The organism is Commensalibacter sp. M0355, from assembly GCF_016101365.1.
Lineage (GTDB): Bacteria > Pseudomonadota > Alphaproteobacteria > Acetobacterales > Acetobacteraceae > Commensalibacter > Commensalibacter melissae.
Genome location: NZ_JACFQQ010000003.1, coordinates 336,195 through 351,422, shown reverse-complemented (window position 1 = coordinate 351,422; position 15,228 = coordinate 336,195). Strand labels below are relative to the sequence as shown.

The 15,228-nt window shown below is 37.8% G+C and carries 15 protein-coding genes; 10 read left to right on the top strand and 5 right to left on the bottom strand.

Features of this window, described 5'->3' with window-relative positions:
• Positions 1–759: 759 nt before the first annotated feature.
• The 3 genes from H3T44_RS07490 to spt all read left to right on the top strand — a co-directional run bounded on the left by H3T44_RS07490 (position 760) and on the right by spt (position 4,106).
• Positions 760–2,493, top strand: coding sequence for a fatty acyl-AMP ligase (locus tag H3T44_RS07490; protein WP_370552737.1), 1,734 nt, complete (start codon positions 760–762; stop codon positions 2,491–2,493).
• A 158-nt stretch (positions 2,494–2,651) separates the two neighbouring features.
• Positions 2,652–2,894 carry an acyl carrier protein gene (locus tag H3T44_RS07485; protein WP_122124053.1) on the top strand — a complete coding sequence of 81 codons (243 nt, stop codon included), beginning with the start codon at positions 2,652–2,654 and terminating at the stop codon, positions 2,892–2,894.
• A 12-nt stretch (positions 2,895–2,906) separates the two neighbouring features.
• Positions 2,907–4,106: a serine palmitoyltransferase gene (gene spt, locus H3T44_RS07480; protein WP_198196772.1), complete on the top strand. Its 1,200-nt coding sequence runs from the start codon at positions 2,907–2,909 to the stop codon at positions 4,104–4,106.
• Positions 4,107–4,111: 5 nt separating this feature from the next.
• Here the strand turns inward: spt and H3T44_RS07475 are convergent, their stop codons facing one another.
• Complete coding sequence (locus tag H3T44_RS07475) at positions 4,112–5,050, bottom strand: hypothetical protein (protein ID WP_198184990.1); 939 nt, start codon at positions 5,048–5,050, stop codon at positions 4,112–4,114.
• Positions 5,051–5,066: 16 nt separating this feature from the next.
• Positions 5,067–6,041, bottom strand: coding sequence for a diacylglycerol kinase family protein (locus H3T44_RS07470; RefSeq protein WP_198196771.1), 975 nt, complete (start codon positions 6,039–6,041; stop codon positions 5,067–5,069).
• A 195-nt stretch (positions 6,042–6,236) separates the two neighbouring features.
• Between H3T44_RS07470 and H3T44_RS07465 the strand changes: the two genes are divergently transcribed.
• The 5 genes from H3T44_RS07465 (at position 6,237) to H3T44_RS07445 (ending at position 11,058) form a co-directional block, all read left to right on the top strand.
• Positions 6,237–7,124, top strand: coding sequence for a metallophosphoesterase (locus H3T44_RS07465; RefSeq protein WP_198184992.1), 888 nt, complete (start codon positions 6,237–6,239; stop codon positions 7,122–7,124).
• A 67-nt stretch (positions 7,125–7,191) separates the two neighbouring features.
• Positions 7,192–8,349, top strand: coding sequence for an LptF/LptG family permease (locus H3T44_RS07460; RefSeq protein WP_198196770.1), 1,158 nt, complete (start codon positions 7,192–7,194; stop codon positions 8,347–8,349).
• Positions 8,349–9,446: an LptF/LptG family permease gene (locus H3T44_RS07455; protein ID WP_155565976.1), complete on the top strand. Its 1,098-nt coding sequence runs from the start codon at positions 8,349–8,351 to the stop codon at positions 9,444–9,446. Before H3T44_RS07460 ends, H3T44_RS07455 begins: the two co-directional genes overlap by 1 nt.
• On the top strand, positions 9,443–10,267 hold the full coding sequence (locus tag H3T44_RS07450; protein ID WP_230873472.1) for a sterol desaturase family protein: 825 nt from the start codon (positions 9,443–9,445) through the stop codon (positions 10,265–10,267). Before H3T44_RS07455 ends, H3T44_RS07450 begins: the two co-directional genes overlap by 4 nt.
• A gap of 17 nt (positions 10,268–10,284) precedes the next feature.
• A complete protein-coding gene (locus tag H3T44_RS07445; protein ID WP_198184994.1) occupies positions 10,285–11,058 on the top strand; it encodes a nucleotidyltransferase family protein in 774 nt (257 codons plus the stop codon).
• A gap of 60 nt (positions 11,059–11,118) precedes the next feature.
• On the opposite strand, the gene H3T44_RS07440 is transcribed toward H3T44_RS07445, so the two are convergent.
• Positions 11,119–12,009, bottom strand: a complete 891-nt coding sequence (locus H3T44_RS07440) for a formyl transferase (protein WP_198196769.1) — start codon at positions 12,007–12,009, stop codon at positions 11,119–11,121.
• A 13-nt stretch (positions 12,010–12,022) separates the two neighbouring features.
• Positions 12,023–12,319 carry a putative quinol monooxygenase gene (locus H3T44_RS07435; protein ID WP_110439034.1) on the bottom strand — a complete coding sequence of 99 codons (297 nt, stop codon included), beginning with the start codon at positions 12,317–12,319 and terminating at the stop codon, positions 12,023–12,025.
• Positions 12,320–12,485: 166 nt separating this feature from the next.
• Between H3T44_RS07435 and H3T44_RS07430 the strand changes: the two genes are divergently transcribed.
• Both H3T44_RS07430 and H3T44_RS07425 read left to right on the top strand, forming a co-directional pair.
• Positions 12,486–13,274, top strand: coding sequence for an inositol monophosphatase family protein (locus H3T44_RS07430; RefSeq protein ID WP_198196768.1), 789 nt, complete (start codon positions 12,486–12,488; stop codon positions 13,272–13,274).
• Between the two features lie 69 nt (positions 13,275–13,343).
• Positions 13,344–14,204 carry a lipid-binding SYLF domain-containing protein gene (locus H3T44_RS07425; protein ID WP_232347561.1) on the top strand — a complete coding sequence of 287 codons (861 nt, stop codon included), beginning with the start codon at positions 13,344–13,346 and terminating at the stop codon, positions 14,202–14,204.
• 38 nt (positions 14,205–14,242) lie between these two features.
• Here the strand turns inward: H3T44_RS07425 and mltG are convergent, their stop codons facing one another.
• Positions 14,243–15,202, bottom strand: coding sequence for an endolytic transglycosylase MltG (mltG, locus tag H3T44_RS07420; protein WP_198196767.1), 960 nt, complete (start codon positions 15,200–15,202; stop codon positions 14,243–14,245).
• Positions 15,203–15,228 lie beyond the last annotated feature (26 nt).

Sequence of the window (15,228 nt, the reverse complement as noted above, 5' to 3'; positions counted from 1 at the left end):
AACACTACAACCAATACGCCACCAGCATATCCCCTTCTCATCCTATACAATTGTCAATGAACAAAACCGTAAAACACATCAAAAACCTTTTGTTCTCTCAATGTCTGTGTGACCTTATCTATACAATTTAAATCCAAGAATCAACCCCTAAATTTTATTTTTTTATTTTTAATTTTAAATCCTTTTTTATTCTAAAAAACCGTTTTTAATTAACAATGTAAATCCGCTCATTTAACAATTTATAAAATAAGATATCAGGTTTACTTCTTTTTTATTAAAAAATTGACTATTTTCATACTGAATATAAAATACATTTCCCACTTATTAGTATATTAGTATATTAGTATTATACATACATAAAACGCTGTTCATTCATTTTAAACTGATTGCAATAATGGGATTTAATTAACAAAACAATAATCAGTCCAAAACAGATCTAGTTTTAAAAAAAACTGTTTCATATAAATGTATATTTGCATAAAAAACTTGCGAAATCTTTATTTTTTTTTAAAAACAAGATTGTTTTTTATTATAAGCCCTATTAAACGTAAATACATAACCATAACAATGAGTTTTTACATGTTGCAAAAAATACTTTCTTCATTTGTAGAAAGCTTCTATACACAATATGTTTGGCAACAGCCAAACAGGATTGCTCTTTTATAATCATAATGAAGTGATTATTATTTATCTTTAGGTATACTTAACAAAAGCAATTTATATATACTGTTTTGTAAAAAACTTGGTGGAATTTTAATTGTGGACATAAACAAACATCCAACACCAACGGATTCTGGTCTTAAACGACGTTTTGGTGATTTTGTTTCTCTTTCTGAGGCTTTAGATTACGCCGCTCAAGGAAAAAGCGGTATTAATTTTTATTCAGCCAAGGGAGTTTTATTAGAATCATTACCCTATTCTGACCTGCGACAACAAGCTATACATGTTGCCAAGCAACTTTTGACCTTGGGACTAAAGAAAGGCGATCGCTTGGCCATTGTTGCAGAAAGTGACAGTGACTTTAGCCGTATCTTTTTTGGCTGCCAATATGCAGGTATTGTTCCCGCCCCAATGCCTCTGCCTGTTGCTTTTGCTGGAAAATCTTCTTATATCAACACCTTGCGGGGAATGATTGAAAACTCTTCCGCAAAAGCGGTTATTATTCCACAAACAATTCAAAGCTGGACGCGGGAAATTATTGAAAAATTTCCTTTATTGTTCGGAGGAAGTCCTGCCCAGCTAAAAGAAATAAAAGTTAATAGCGCCATAGAATTACCAGTTATTCAGGCTGATGATCTTTCTTATCTTCAATTTTCTTCAGGAAGCACTCGTTTTCCTATGGGGGTTGCTGTCACCCAGAAAGCCTGTTTGGCCAATGCTCATGCAATCTCATATTATGGATTGGCAGTAAAAGAAACAGGAGACCGATGCGTTTCATGGTTACCCTTGTATCACGATATGGGGCTGGTTGGATTTTTTCTAACCCCTATGACATGCCAGTTAACCATTGATCTTTTGCCTACCAGGGATTTCGCAAGGCGTCCACATGTCTGGTTGGATCTGATCAGTCGTAATAAAGGGACCCTATCTTATAGTCCATCTTTTGGGTATGAACTTTGTACACGCCGTATGCCTTCCTCAACCCTGGAACTTGATTTATCCTCTTGGCGTGCGGCAGGTATTGGCGGAGATATGATACGTTCTCATATTTTAGAACAATTTGCCGAACAATATCAAAAATATGGTTTTAATTCAAAAGCTTTTGTCGCAAGCTATGGTATGGCGGAAGCGACATTAGCCCTTTCATTCGCACCTTTGGGAGAGGGACTTAAAACCGATACTATTGATTTGCCCCTTCTTGAAACGACAGGTATAGCAAAACCTTCCAATGATCCTTGCGTTACAACCAGAACTTTTACTCTTTGTGGTCCGATACTTCCTGATCATGAAATTGAAATACGGGACGAAAATGGAAATATTCTTCCCGAAAGAAGAGCGGGCAGCATTTACGTGCGAGGCCCAAGCCTTATGAAAGGTTATTTCAATAAAGAAAAAGAAACAGAAGCCGTTCTTGACAAAAAAGGATGGTTAAAAACAGGTGACCTAGGTTATATTCTAAATAACGAAATTGTCATAATTGGACGCGAAAAAGATTTGATTATCATTAATGGGCGAAATATATGGCCCCAGGATCTGGAATGGGCGGCTGAACATGCTTTTAACTCGCTAAGAAGCCGCGATGTCGCTGTATTCTCGGTTGATAAGAATAATCAGGAAACTGTCGTTGCACTTGTCCAATGCCGTGCCATTGATGAGTCTGAAAGAAAAAGACTTCAAGAAGATATGACCAGTCTGTTTAGAAGACAAAATGGTGTAGAAGTATCTGTCCTGTTAGTCCCTCCACATAGCCTGCCGCAAACCTCCTCTGGAAAATTGACACGGGCAAAAGCAAGACAAATGCTTTTAAAAGGAGAATTCGGATTTCATTTTTAAAAATTCAGGTATGAAATGAAATTTTATGGCCTCTTGAACAGAATTTAAAAGCTATTTACAATAAATCAATTCTTTCCTTAGGATATGCGACTGATTGCGTTAAATGTCATCCAATCAGTCATAATCGTTCAAATATTGATATTTAACAAGGTAACACTATGACTGAAACGGTTGAAGAAATTTCAAAAATAATTATTGATACATTATTAGAAAACCCAAAAGTTCCCAAAAACATTTCACCAGACAGCAAAATTATTGAAGATTTGGAATTCGATTCTCTAGCTGTTATGAATTTCGTCATGGAAATTGAAGATAAACTAGACGTATCCGTTCCTTTGGATCGCCTGACAGACGTAAGAACGATTCGTGATCTTGCAGATGCCATCGTTTCCCTTAAATAAAAGCTCTCTCCTATGGATATATTTACAAAATTCAAGCCACTTGAAACTGCTTTCAACCAACTTATTTCCTTTGCCCCGCACAATCCGTTTGGGGTTACAATCGAGAAAACACTTTCTGCAACAGTTGGTACTATCAACGGGAAAGAAACACTTCTTTTTGGAACAAACAATTATCTAGGCCTCAGTCAATCCGAAGAGGCACGAAAAGCAGCTGCTGAAACAGCTATGCGATATGGTGTTGGAACAACGGGATCCAGAATTGCCAATGGCTCTTATTCCTTACATCAATCACTCGAACAAGAACTGGCCCAGTTCTTCAACCGTCGTTCCTGCATGGTTTTTTCAACAGGATATCAAGCAACCCTCGGCATGGTATCAACTCTTGCCGGTAAGGATGATTACCTTTTCTTGGATGCGGACTGTCATGCCAGTATTTATGATGGCAGCAGACTCAGTCAGGCACAAATTATACGTTTCCGACACAATGACGCTGACGATTTACGTAAGAGATTACGCCGAGTTGGCAATATAAATGGTATTAAACTGGTTGTGGTGGAAGGGGTTTACTCCATGTTTGGAGATATCGTTCCCCTCAAAGAATTTATCCAGGTTAAGAAAGAGGAAAATGCTTATCTCATGATTGATGAGGCACATTCTTTTGGTGTTTTTGGTGAACATGGTCGAGGAATTGCAGAACGTGAAAACGTGGAACAAGACGTTGACTTCATCGTGGGAACTTTTTCTAAAAGCTTGGGTACTGTTGGAGGATATTGTGTTTCCGATTATCCACAAATGGATAAATTACGTCTTTGTACCAGACCCTACATGTTTACGGCCTCTTTACCTCCCGAAGTAATCGCCGCAACACGTGAAAACTTGAAAATCATCGCTAACCGTCCTGAATTGAGAAATAAACTAAAGAATAATGCCTCCCGGTTTTATCATGCATTACAGAATGCTGGTTTTCAAACTGGTCCAGATATCAGCTCTGTTGTTTCTGTCATCTTGAATGAATTACCTCAGGCTGCTCATTTCTGGAACAGGGTGTTAGAATTGGGGGCTTATATTAATCTTAGCCTGCCTCCCGCTACACCGGATAACAGACCTTTATTAAGAGCGAGTATCGCCGCGGCCCATACAGAAGAACAGATTGACCGACTAGTTCAAATCTACATTCAGGCGGCTAAAGATGTAGGGCTAACTCTTAATTAAAATCTTTATCGTTTGAATAAACCCTGTCGATATAATTTGAATAATATCCAGGGTGCATTTATAAGGGGATATTTTTTTTGGAACGCTGTCAATTCAAGATTAATGTCACGGTGTCGATTAATTTTCCACACAATATACTGCGCCCCCCCTTCAAACGTGAAAGCGGCCTTAATTAATCGGCAAATATTCAAGGGTCGACCCAATATTTTCCGAATCTTCCAGCGTTTTCTAGCATATTCTCGTTGATCCTTTGACACAGATGGAAATAGAAAATAATTTTTTGTTTCGTTATAGGATATTCCTGCTTTTTGCCAGCCCAGTTTTAAAAGTTGCTTAAAGTAATCTTCTCTATTTTCCAAAATCAACATTGGACGATTATTTGATTCCACCCTTAGCTCGACATCATAAGTATGACGGAATAATGAACACCAATATTTTTCCGCAGTCCCATATTCTGGCCCCAAAAAAGTGGCCCACCATATAGCTGTATTTACCGCTCTTATGAGACAATCCAACAATGCCTGTTTTCCTTTATCATCTTTCCACCAAAGAATCTTAACAGGCTGACAAAAACGCGCCCACATCGTTGTATCAATGGATTGTAAAGCAGTAGCTTTTTGAAGTTGATCTATTGATAATATCGCAACTTTGGCCCTTAAATTAACATTCCCCTCACTCCATTCATGATATTCAATATTCGGAGGTAGACAATAATTAATCACAATTTTAAAACAATCTTCCGGATACCAATCAGACAAATTTTGACAAACAACATAAAAATCAAGCAAACCTGTCAGTTCTTTTTTCCATAAAGAAGAACCGTAATAGATAACACCTATGGGTTGCCGATCTCCTATGATCTGTTTAACGAAGGCGGTAACAGATTCTGGAACAGAATGCTGATCAAATGAAGTAGCCAATAATTGTGACAAGGATGATGACATAAACAGCCGACATTATCTATAAACGGACAAACGAAAATTTGGGACCGGTCGAAAGAAGGATACAATGATCCTCGCCTGTATCAAACTGTTCTCCATCAAGAATAATATCCTCTTTGATTGACAGTTTTATTTTATTGGCAGTACCACTAAGATAATTAGGATCATTTAATAACCATTCTGGCGTTTTACCTCTTAATAAGGCGAAACATGCCGCCAACAGATGTGGAGGATGTGCCTTAACATTCAAATAATGAAGACTATCATCCCCTGCATATCGGTTAAAAAACGGCCACATTCCATGAGATAGGCTCTGTAAAGTCGTCGATAAAAACAAAAAGCAATTCTCCTGATATGATTTCTTTTCATCAATGAAAAAAGAGCATATATTGCCGTTAAGCCATAAATCCCGTGTTTTTGAAAAAAATAATTTTAGTAAAGACGTTATAATGGTGATTGCCACAGCACCATCATGAGGAAAATTTTTTAAAATCGTCGGGTTATGTGCAATCTGAATAGCCTTCGTAAATGCCGCTGCACCTTGAAACATTCCCAAAACAGGCGGGCGAGAGGGATCAGACCATTCAATTTTTAATGCATGACGATGCTGAACCATAAAATGCAATCGCTGACGTTCTGCCAAAGTCCTGATACGCTTAAGAGCATTAATTCCCCGAATACCGAATCCAATATCCTTGGCTATTAAATTTGTATTTCCTGAAGGAAGAATAATGAGGCTTGGCAATTTATCATGTGGATAACAGCTATAAATAGCTGTCATGACATGACTAATCGTGCCATCTCCACCATCTATAATGATACAATCAACCCCTGTTGCGACAAAACGATTTAACGTTTGCATCATATCATCAACAGTTCGTGGCGTAGAATAATTTTCACCTAACCAGTTCAAGGCAAAATCTGTAAATTCCTTATCCTCTTTCTGATTTAATCGACTGACAGGATTTTTAATTAAGGCAATATTCTGATTCACGGATTGCTTCTAACATTCTATAGTATCTTGTTTTAATTTAATATGAGGAGTAATAAACGTTTGTATAGTTTTGATGTTATCATTCCTTCCCATTTGCTTCTTTTATGAAAAAAATTGTGCAAAAATCAACTATATTATCATGATTTCAAGTATGTTACATAAAATAGCATAGAATATATTTAAGGATAGTCTCTTTTGAAACGCTTTACAATTGCCCATATTTCGGACATTCATCTTCCCTTGGAAAGCATTCAATTTCCGAAATTATCCCTTGTCAATAAACGATTTTTAAGTTTTCTGTCCTGGAAAAAAAGACGCCTTTCTTTGCAAAAAAAGAGACTTGATATCATTATTGACGATATTTCCAGAGAATCTCCCGATCTTTTATTAATATCGGGAGATCTCACCAACTTGGCTCTGCCTGAGGAATTTAAACAGGCAGCTGACTGGTTGCATCATCTTCCTTTTAAAAATATAAATATTATCCCAGGGAATCATGATGCGCTTGTTAAAACACAATGGCACAATAGCTACGCTTTCTGGTCACCCTGGTCACAGGCTTACAATCATGACGATTACCCTATCATAACCCGTTATGGTTCTATCGCTGTCATTGGCATTAATACAGCTGTTCCCACGCCTCCCTTTTTTGCAAATGGCCAGGTTGGAAATTATCAGCTGAATCAAATCAGATATGCACTCCAACAACTTAAAAAAGATAATTTATTCAGAATTGTGATTTTGCACCATCCCCCTGTATCAGGAATTGTTTCGGAAAGAAAGGCCTTAAAAGACAGGAAAAAATTGCAAAAAATATTATATGAAGAGGGTGTCGAAATTATTCTTTTTGGGCATGTCCATCGTACCATTACCCGAAAATTTCTTAACACCAATATACCGATGCTGGGAATTGCTTCTGCCTCTTCCAATTCAAACCGTCCGTATCACCAAGCCGCTTGGCGTAAAATCGTAATTGAAAAATTGGATGATCACTTTCATACATTTTCAACGGTACGCTTTATAGACAAAAATGGTGATTTTTCTCAAACCCACTCCTTTTATATAGATCACTATTTTCAGTAAATCCTTGTTGAAATTTCATTTAAAAAACCAGAGTTTGACCAGATTTTTATCAACGATCCACATCAAGATGTTGGATTCCTACCTTTTTGCGCAAGCTCTACCAAGTTTTATTATTTCTCTTGGAGTTATCCTTGCCGCCTTGATGCTGGAAAGATTGCTTGTTTTACTTGACCTATTAGCGGCAGACAGCAGCCCCCTCAGTACTTTTCTTGGCTTACTGGCTGATCTGATCCCTCATTATCTTGGTCTTGCCATTCCGGCAGCCTTTTGCGTATCAATTTTTTCAAGTATTCGTCAGTTAAATCTTAATAATGAAATTGATGCACTATTAAATGCTGGAAAATCCCTTTTTCAATGTACACGGTCTTACATCATAAGTGGTATTGCCATCAGTTTTTTTTGTATAATATTATATGGTTATATTCAGCCATATGCCCGATATGATTTTCGCGCAGCTTTTTTTTATGCCTCTCATGCTGGATGGGCACCCCATATTCAAAGCCATATGATTGTTCAACCCAATAACCACACTGTTATGATCGTTGACAAAGCTAGCCAAAACGGAACCCAGCTTTCAGGAATCTTCATAAGACAAACAAAATTAAATGATAAAAAACAACTGGTTGAACAAATTATTCTGGCCGATAAAGGGAATTTTTATTCACTGGCCGATCATTCAAAAATAATGCTGACCCTTTATGATGGTCAAAATCTTACATTAAACCCGAATAACAACAATAATATAACAGATTTTTCCAATGCTTCACGAATAATACAAAACACAAACAAGAAAAACATTTTTAGGGAAAGAGGCAGCGATGAACGCGAACTAACCCTAACAAATCTCTATGAACAAATTCAGCACCATACCTATCAAGACATCCCAATTTTAGATATAAAGGCTGAATTTCATTTTCGTTTAGTCCGCGCCTTATCAATTATTGCCATTCCTTTTCTTGCTGTCGCCTTAGCCATTACACCAAAACGTCGTAAAAGAAATTTAGGTCTTGGAATCGCGGCAATCATTCTTGTTGCCTATGATCATATTCAACAACTGGGTTTAACCCTTGTTTCACACGGACATGACAATGCTTTTGTCGCTTTATGGCTACCATTTTTTATATTCTTGTTTTTTTGCTTTGGCTGTCTATTCTTAAAAAACAATCCTTTTCTCCTTACCTCTCGCAATTTGTTAAGACACTTTTCAAAGTCTTCGGATAAATAATGAAAAAATTATTGAAACGTTATGTGTTAACCTTTTATTTATCCAGTCGCTTGTTAGCAACGACTTTTACTACTGTCATTATTTTAACAGCAATCATGGAGGTTTTAACCCTATTGGAACAAACCTCTTCTATTTTGGAACGACAACTTGGGCTAAAAGGGGTTGTTCATTTCATGATGCTGAAATTACCTTTACTTTTTAATTCTGTTTTACCCTTAAGTACCCTTATCGGTTTCTTGATCGCCCTCACTCAATTGACAATCAACAATGAGATAACCATCCTACGATCCATAGGCCTATCGACATGGGGACTGATAAAAAAATTAATACCTGTTACGCTATTGCTAAGTTTTCTATGTTTTATTATGTCTGACCAAATTACACCCAAAACGGAACTGGATCTGGCAACATGGTGGAACAAAACCAACCCACATCCCGAAAAAGAAAATAATTTCTATTTTTACAGCAATCTTGATATCATCAATATTGATCATATTGCCTATGGAGGAAATAAAATTACAGGACTGACGATCATCAAGCGTCGTGATTTATCTCATATTGACTCGGTGCTTATTGCTGATGAAGTCATTCATAAAAACCACCAATGGATTTTCTCTCATGCAAAATTCCTGCAAAACAAACCGGATATTCCATTAAAATTTCATGAATTAACAAATGAAAAAGAAAGAATATGGAATATTAACCTGACACCACATACCCTTATAAGACTATCTTCAAAATCAATGCCACAATCCATCCATAATATGGTTCTAGAATTATCATATCAACAACCTTTCAAAATGCCTACGAATTATATAAAAACAACAATTTGGGGAAGATTGTGTTTACCCTTTACTTTTATCATGATGCTAATTATTACTGTACTTGTGACCTACATCCCGCCACGTGCCGGGTTACGTAGCTGGATCCCCATCTATTGTTTGGGATATGGATTGTTATTTATTATATTCCAAGAAGTCCTGCATGCTTTGGGGAAAGCAGGAACCATACCCGCCCCAGTGGCTTCACTTTCTGCCTTCCTTGTCTTTATGTTAGCTACATGCACTATCATTCTATCAGTTGAAGAAAAACAATGAGCAACCAATCTATCTTTCAAATTATGCGCAATCAAGACCTACGTTCCGGACGTAGTTACGATTTAGGTAAAATGGGACTAAAACAATTATGGGTGGCCTATTTGACGCATCCAACCATCCTATTATATTTCAGCCTTATTATTGGATGTATTGTCGCCGTCTGCTACACGTTCAATGGATGGGTTCCTGTCTTAAGTTCAATTATCGTCATGATATTTGGCTTTCCATTAATCTGGTATATTATCCATCGCTGGATCATGCATGTTTCGTTACTATACAGAATGAAATGGTCGGCTTCACTATGGAAACGCATTCACTTTGATCATCATCAGGATCCCCATCTTTTAAATGTATTATTTGGATCACCCTTGAATACCATACCAACCATCATTATCATTGGGGGCGGCTTGGGATATTTAGTTGGTGGATTTTGCGGTTTCTTTGCCTCTATTGGTACAGCTGTGTACATGTCATGTTTTTATGAATTTTTTCATTGCATTCAACATTTGAATTATAAACCAAAATCCAGGTATGTAAGTCATATTAAACAGGTTCATGTTTTACACCACTTTCATTATGAAAAGGGAAACTTTGGTATTACCAACTATTTTTGGGATAAAGTCTTCGGTACCTATTATGAAGATGCCAAGGCACGCCCACGGAGCCCAACTGTATTTAACATGGGATATACTGTGAAAGAAGCTGAACATTATCCTTGGGTTATGCTAAAAACCGGGGCTCCTCCACGTGATCGTCCCGCAGGATCTAATTTTCGGGAGCATAAAAAAGATTGCACCCAACACACTCAAAAAGCAGCCTAAAAGGAATTGGGGCCATTATGGAACGTGAACCCATCAATGCTTTAATTCTGGCTGGGTCAAGGCAAGGGAAACAAGATCCTTTGGCTTTGCATGCTCACGTTTCGCACAAAGCGATTATTCCCGTATTGGGAAAACCAATGATCGAATATGTTACCGAAACCCTTGCAAAAATAGAATCCATTAATAAAATTGCTGTTTCAATTGAAAAGTTCGAGGTTGTTAGGGATATTCTACCCAACTTTATTAAGTATCTTTCCACCTGTCCTGGTCCAAGTGCAAGCATCATCCAAGCCATTCAAGCATTGGGAACCCCCCTATTAATAACAACCGCTGATAACCCCTTACTTCAACCGGAATGGGTGGAATATTTCATACAGGAAGCGGAGGCCTCACAATGTGACCTTGCTGTTGGTATCGCCCTAAAGGAACAGATTGAAAAAGATGTTCCAAACACAAAAAGAACTTACATCAAATTGGCTGACGGTTCTTTTTCTGGTTGCAATATTTTTATGTTTCGAACACCAAGGTCCATTCAAGTCGCAAAACTTTGGCAAAAATTGGAAAGTTATCGCAAAAGTCCAGTAAAAATGGGCTTGCTATTGGGATATTCAATAATCTTGCGATATATCCTGCATCGCTTGACTAGAAAAGCACTTAAAAAAAGAATTTTCAAATTAACCAAGGTTAAGATCGATTTTGTAATTATACCTTGGGGGCAGGCTGCCGTGGATGTGGATAAACCTGATGATCTCCACTTGGTTAATAATTTGATGTCTGACCGATCAAATTAAATCAATTCTTACACATTTCATTGGTTTAAAATCAAAAAATCAATAAATATTCCAAGCTTTTTAAAATATTCCATGTATTTGATATCGCCTGTCAATCAAGAAACGCCTCACAGGCTGTCTAAGTATTTTTTTACCATCTATCAGACTATAGGGACCAGCCTTACTTAATGTATGCACCCCTTGATTATATTCGCCAAATATTGAACCTTTATTGAACTGGCCTGTAATTCTTGCTTCAAATTGATCAGGGGTTAATTCAATAATGTTTAAAAATGTCAGTCCCCCTCCATAAGTCAAGCTACAATCCTGTGTCGGTAAAATAATACCCTGAGATGTAATGACTGCATTACCACCAGGACGTGCACTTGAGGGGGAAATCCTTACGGGATTAAGTGAATGAGAATGCCATGTTCCTGCGAGACTTTCCGACCAGGCAACAGATAAAACGCTTTGCCGACTTAACCCTTCCCTTACAGGGGTATAAAACATCCACCATAAATCATTATAAAATAATATAGTCGGATCAATGGCCACTTCAGGAAAAGAAAAAGAGGATACCTTCTCCCAATGAAATGGAAACTCAACTGCTTTATATAAACTGGTTTCACCTGATTTGTATGCCTCTGGCAGCATGTAAACCAACCCCTGATCCTCAATTAACATTGGATAGGATAGATGCCAGGGTTTCTCCAATACAATTTTTCGATCAATAAGTGAAAGCTGTTGATCAAGAATTAATACCTCTATACGGCCATGACGATCTCTGTAATCATACGCTTCCGCAAAAACATATAGTTTATTATCTCTATAGAGGCCAAAAGGATCAGCAAGAAATTTGAACGTATCCTCCTCTTTTATCCAATGAATATCGCAAATATCACAAGCTATCACATCCTCAACCGGTGCCTTGACAATACCAATGCGCCATATATCCGTTTCAAAAATCGACATCAGAAATACAAATTTATTTTGCGGGTATTAAATTCAGTAATTCAAGGGGCTTCACAGCAAAAGGTTTTACCACGCGCATCAGATTCTGGAAATGTTCCGTTTCGCAATGCGCATCCAAAGCCTGTTGATTTGCCCAACATTCAATAAAAACAATTTTATTAGGCTTGTCACTTTGAAAATAGGCTGTATAGCTGTGATTTCCTTTTTCCTCTCTTGAACGAGAAACACACACATTCACAGCATCTGAAATTTTTGACCAAGCCCCTTCATCAATTTCCAGTATAGCAACCAAATTAACTTCCTGAGACATAATTTGTTCCTTGTTTTTTAAATAAAAATAATACGTTTCATCTTTATCAGGTTTTTATCTTAAAATAGTAAACAATCTGATTCTATAAAAAATTAAATATTTCTGATAAAATTCACTATAATCACATGATTTAAATTCATTCAATCATTTAAGGTTAAGACCAATTATGAGTGACGCACTTTCACGTCGTTTTATAGCTGCACAAGAAATTGTCAAAAATGCATCTGAAATTGCCTTACAAATGCGGCCCAGTCCAGGGGGACCCCAAGGATCCCTCAAACATGCCCAAGACTGGTTGACCGAAACAGATGGCAAGATCGAGTCTTATATTTCAAAAGCAATTCAATCCCTCTTTCCCGAAGATGGTTTTCAAGGAGAGGAAAAGGGGAAAACACGTTCAGGGTCATTAAGATGGATTGTCGACCCTATCGATGGAACATCAAACTATGCACGTGGCAGAAATCGGTGGTGTATTTCTCTTGGCCTTATGGAAGAAAATGTTCCCACTCTCGGTATTATTGCAGCTCCATGCGTAAACGAATTCTATACTGCCCGTCTAGGAAAAGGGGCATTCATGAATGAAAAGCCCATTCATGTTTCCGATGTTAAAGATCCAAAAATATCCATGATTGAACTGGGCTGGAGTCACGTCAGTAAAATCGATGAATTTCTAAAAAGTGCAGAAGCTATCTTAAAAACTGGTGCAATGATTCGCACTTTGGGTTCTGGCACCATGTCCCTCGTCGATGTTGCGAGCGGTAGACTGGATGGACATTTTGAAATGGCCATTAATTTATGGGATGTGGCGGCAGCACTCGTTTTGCTTAGAGAATCTGGTGCCTGTATTTCACCTTTCTTGGAAAATGGTGGCCTTCATCAAATGACACCTATTTTAACCGCAGCTCCAGGAATTTCGGATATCCTCTCGAAAACACTTCATATGTCCTTATCATAAATCGCTTTTATGTTAAACTACCGATCTGTTTTTTCTTTTTCATCAAACCTGAACTAAATTGTTAATCCTATGAAAAATAATTTCATCTTTAAATATGGTACGATGTTTTGCTTTTCAATGCTGTCAATTTTTTCTCTTCAGCATGCCAAGGCCAAAACTGACAAAGTACAATCTATTGTGGACCATTCTCTTTTAACAGTTGAGGATGTCTTTGCAAATATTCCCACATCCAGCCGTGTCTATACCCGTTTAAAAAACGCCAGGGCAGTGATGATTTGCCCAAATATTACACATATCTCCCTCGTGTTTGGAGGCTCCGGGGGAGATTGTGTGCTTCTTTCTAGGGATGCAAGAAATTCTTGGTCCAGTCCTGCTTTTTACAAAATGTCAAGTGGCTCTTTTGGTATACAGCTTGGTGTACAAAATACAGAAGTCATGCTTTTCATCATGAACGAACGCAGTTTGCGCAAATTGTTGGACAGCCAATTCACAATGGGAGCCAGTGCCTCTGCAACAGCAGCAAAATCCAGTAGCGATGCCAACAAGGATACAGCCGATATTTATAACCTGCAAAAAGCATCAGGATTATTTGTCGGAGCATCTCTAAAAGGATCTAAATTAAAAATTAACAGTAGTGCCAATCATAAATATTATAACCAGATTGTGGGACCAGAAGATATTGTCATGGCAATGCGCGTTAACAATCCAGCGGCAAACCGTCTGCGTAAAATCCTGATCAAATATTCAAATATGGCAAAAAATGTCCAACCTGAAAAAAAATCATCCAAAAATCATAATGTAGAGGATGATAATGGCGATGCCAATACCAATGATGATTCAGGTGCGATTGACCTTGCCCCACAAAAAGGCCCCTCATCACATAATATTAAATCTGAAAATTTGCCCGCCCCTTCAAAATCCAGAAAATAAAAAAACCATACTATATTTTAAAAGATAGTTTTTAAAAACTATCTTTTTTTCTCCGCGGCAACATTGTGATTATGTTCTGCAAGACTTGTTGAAAAACTATGTCCACCCGTTCCATTTGCAACAAAATATAATATTTTTCCTTCTGCAGGATGTGCAACAGCCTCCATAGCGGCTTCACCAGGAGAGCATATTGGTGTAGGCGGTAAAGCGCTGGTCCAATAAGTGTTATATGGGTTGACAATTTCCAGATCCTGTCGAGTTAGCCTGCGATCAAAATCATTTTTTCCATCAGTCAGGGCATAAATCACTGTGGGATCTGATTGTAATCGCATACCAAGATGCAGGCGATTGATAAATACACGGGCAACCATGGGACGTTCGCGTTTTAAAGCGGTTTCCCGCTCAACAATTGAGGCAAGGGTAACCAAATCCTGTTGCGTTTTTATCTCAGCAAGAACCTGTCGTTCACCCCAGATTTTTTGCAGTTTTTTCTGCATTGCCTGTTGCATACGGAATATCATCTTTTCACGAGACATACCCCATTCATAGGCATAGGTCTGGGGCAATACCGTTCCCTCTTCTGGTGGCTGTATCTGTCCTATCATATAGGGAGCATCATTAACCAAATTCGCAATCTGATAGGCTGTCAGCCCTTCTGGAATGGTTAATTTATGCTGTACAGGTTTTGCATACCGCAAGATATCGATAACCTGTTGAATCGATGCCTGCTTTGGAAAAGAAAACTCAGCCGCGTGTAACGTCCCGGCCTTATCTGTCAGCTTTATGCCACTACGAAAAATAAAACCGCCCCAATAGGATTGAGTGACAACCTTTTCTTTCTGAAGTTGGTTTAATATTGCCGCGACATTTCCCTTGGCAATAACCACATTTTTAGCATTATCCAAAGGACCGGGAGCAAAATAGGTATATTTTCCGTAAAAGAATACAGCAAGCAGGCATACAAGTAATGCACTGACCCCATATAACAATCGACGCATTACAATTTAACCCATGATATATCTTA

What these genes read in the sequence shown, in the direction of transcription:
- H3T44_RS07485 (WP_122124053.1), top strand. Translation starts at nt 2,652, where the DNA reads ATGACTGAAACGGTTGAAGAAATTTCAAAAATAATTATTGATACATTA.
- H3T44_RS07440 (WP_198196769.1), bottom strand. Translation starts at nt 12,009, where the DNA reads ATGTCGATTTTTGAAACGGATATATGGCGCATTGGTATTGTCAAGGCA.
- mltG (WP_198196767.1), bottom strand. Translation starts at nt 15,202, where the DNA reads ATGCGTCGATTGTTATATGGGGTCAGTGCATTACTTGTATGCCTGCTT.
- spt (WP_198196772.1), top strand. Translation starts at nt 2,907, where the DNA reads ATGGATATATTTACAAAATTCAAGCCACTTGAAACTGCTTTCAACCAA.
- H3T44_RS07435 (WP_110439034.1), bottom strand. Translation starts at nt 12,319, where the DNA reads ATGTCTCAGGAAGTTAATTTGGTTGCTATACTGGAAATTGATGAAGGG.
- H3T44_RS07450 (WP_230873472.1), top strand. Translation starts at nt 9,443, where the DNA reads ATGAGCAACCAATCTATCTTTCAAATTATGCGCAATCAAGACCTACGT.
- H3T44_RS07455 (WP_155565976.1), top strand. Translation starts at nt 8,349, where the DNA reads ATGAAAAAATTATTGAAACGTTATGTGTTAACCTTTTATTTATCCAGT.
- H3T44_RS07425 (WP_232347561.1), top strand. Translation starts at nt 13,344, where the DNA reads ATGAAAAATAATTTCATCTTTAAATATGGTACGATGTTTTGCTTTTCA.
- H3T44_RS07430 (WP_198196768.1), top strand. Translation starts at nt 12,486, where the DNA reads ATGAGTGACGCACTTTCACGTCGTTTTATAGCTGCACAAGAAATTGTC.
- H3T44_RS07460 (WP_198196770.1), top strand. Translation starts at nt 7,192, where the DNA reads ATGTTGGATTCCTACCTTTTTGCGCAAGCTCTACCAAGTTTTATTATT.
- H3T44_RS07475 (WP_198184990.1), bottom strand. Translation starts at nt 5,050, where the DNA reads ATGTCATCATCCTTGTCACAATTATTGGCTACTTCATTTGATCAGCAT.
- H3T44_RS07445 (WP_198184994.1), top strand. Translation starts at nt 10,285, where the DNA reads ATGGAACGTGAACCCATCAATGCTTTAATTCTGGCTGGGTCAAGGCAA.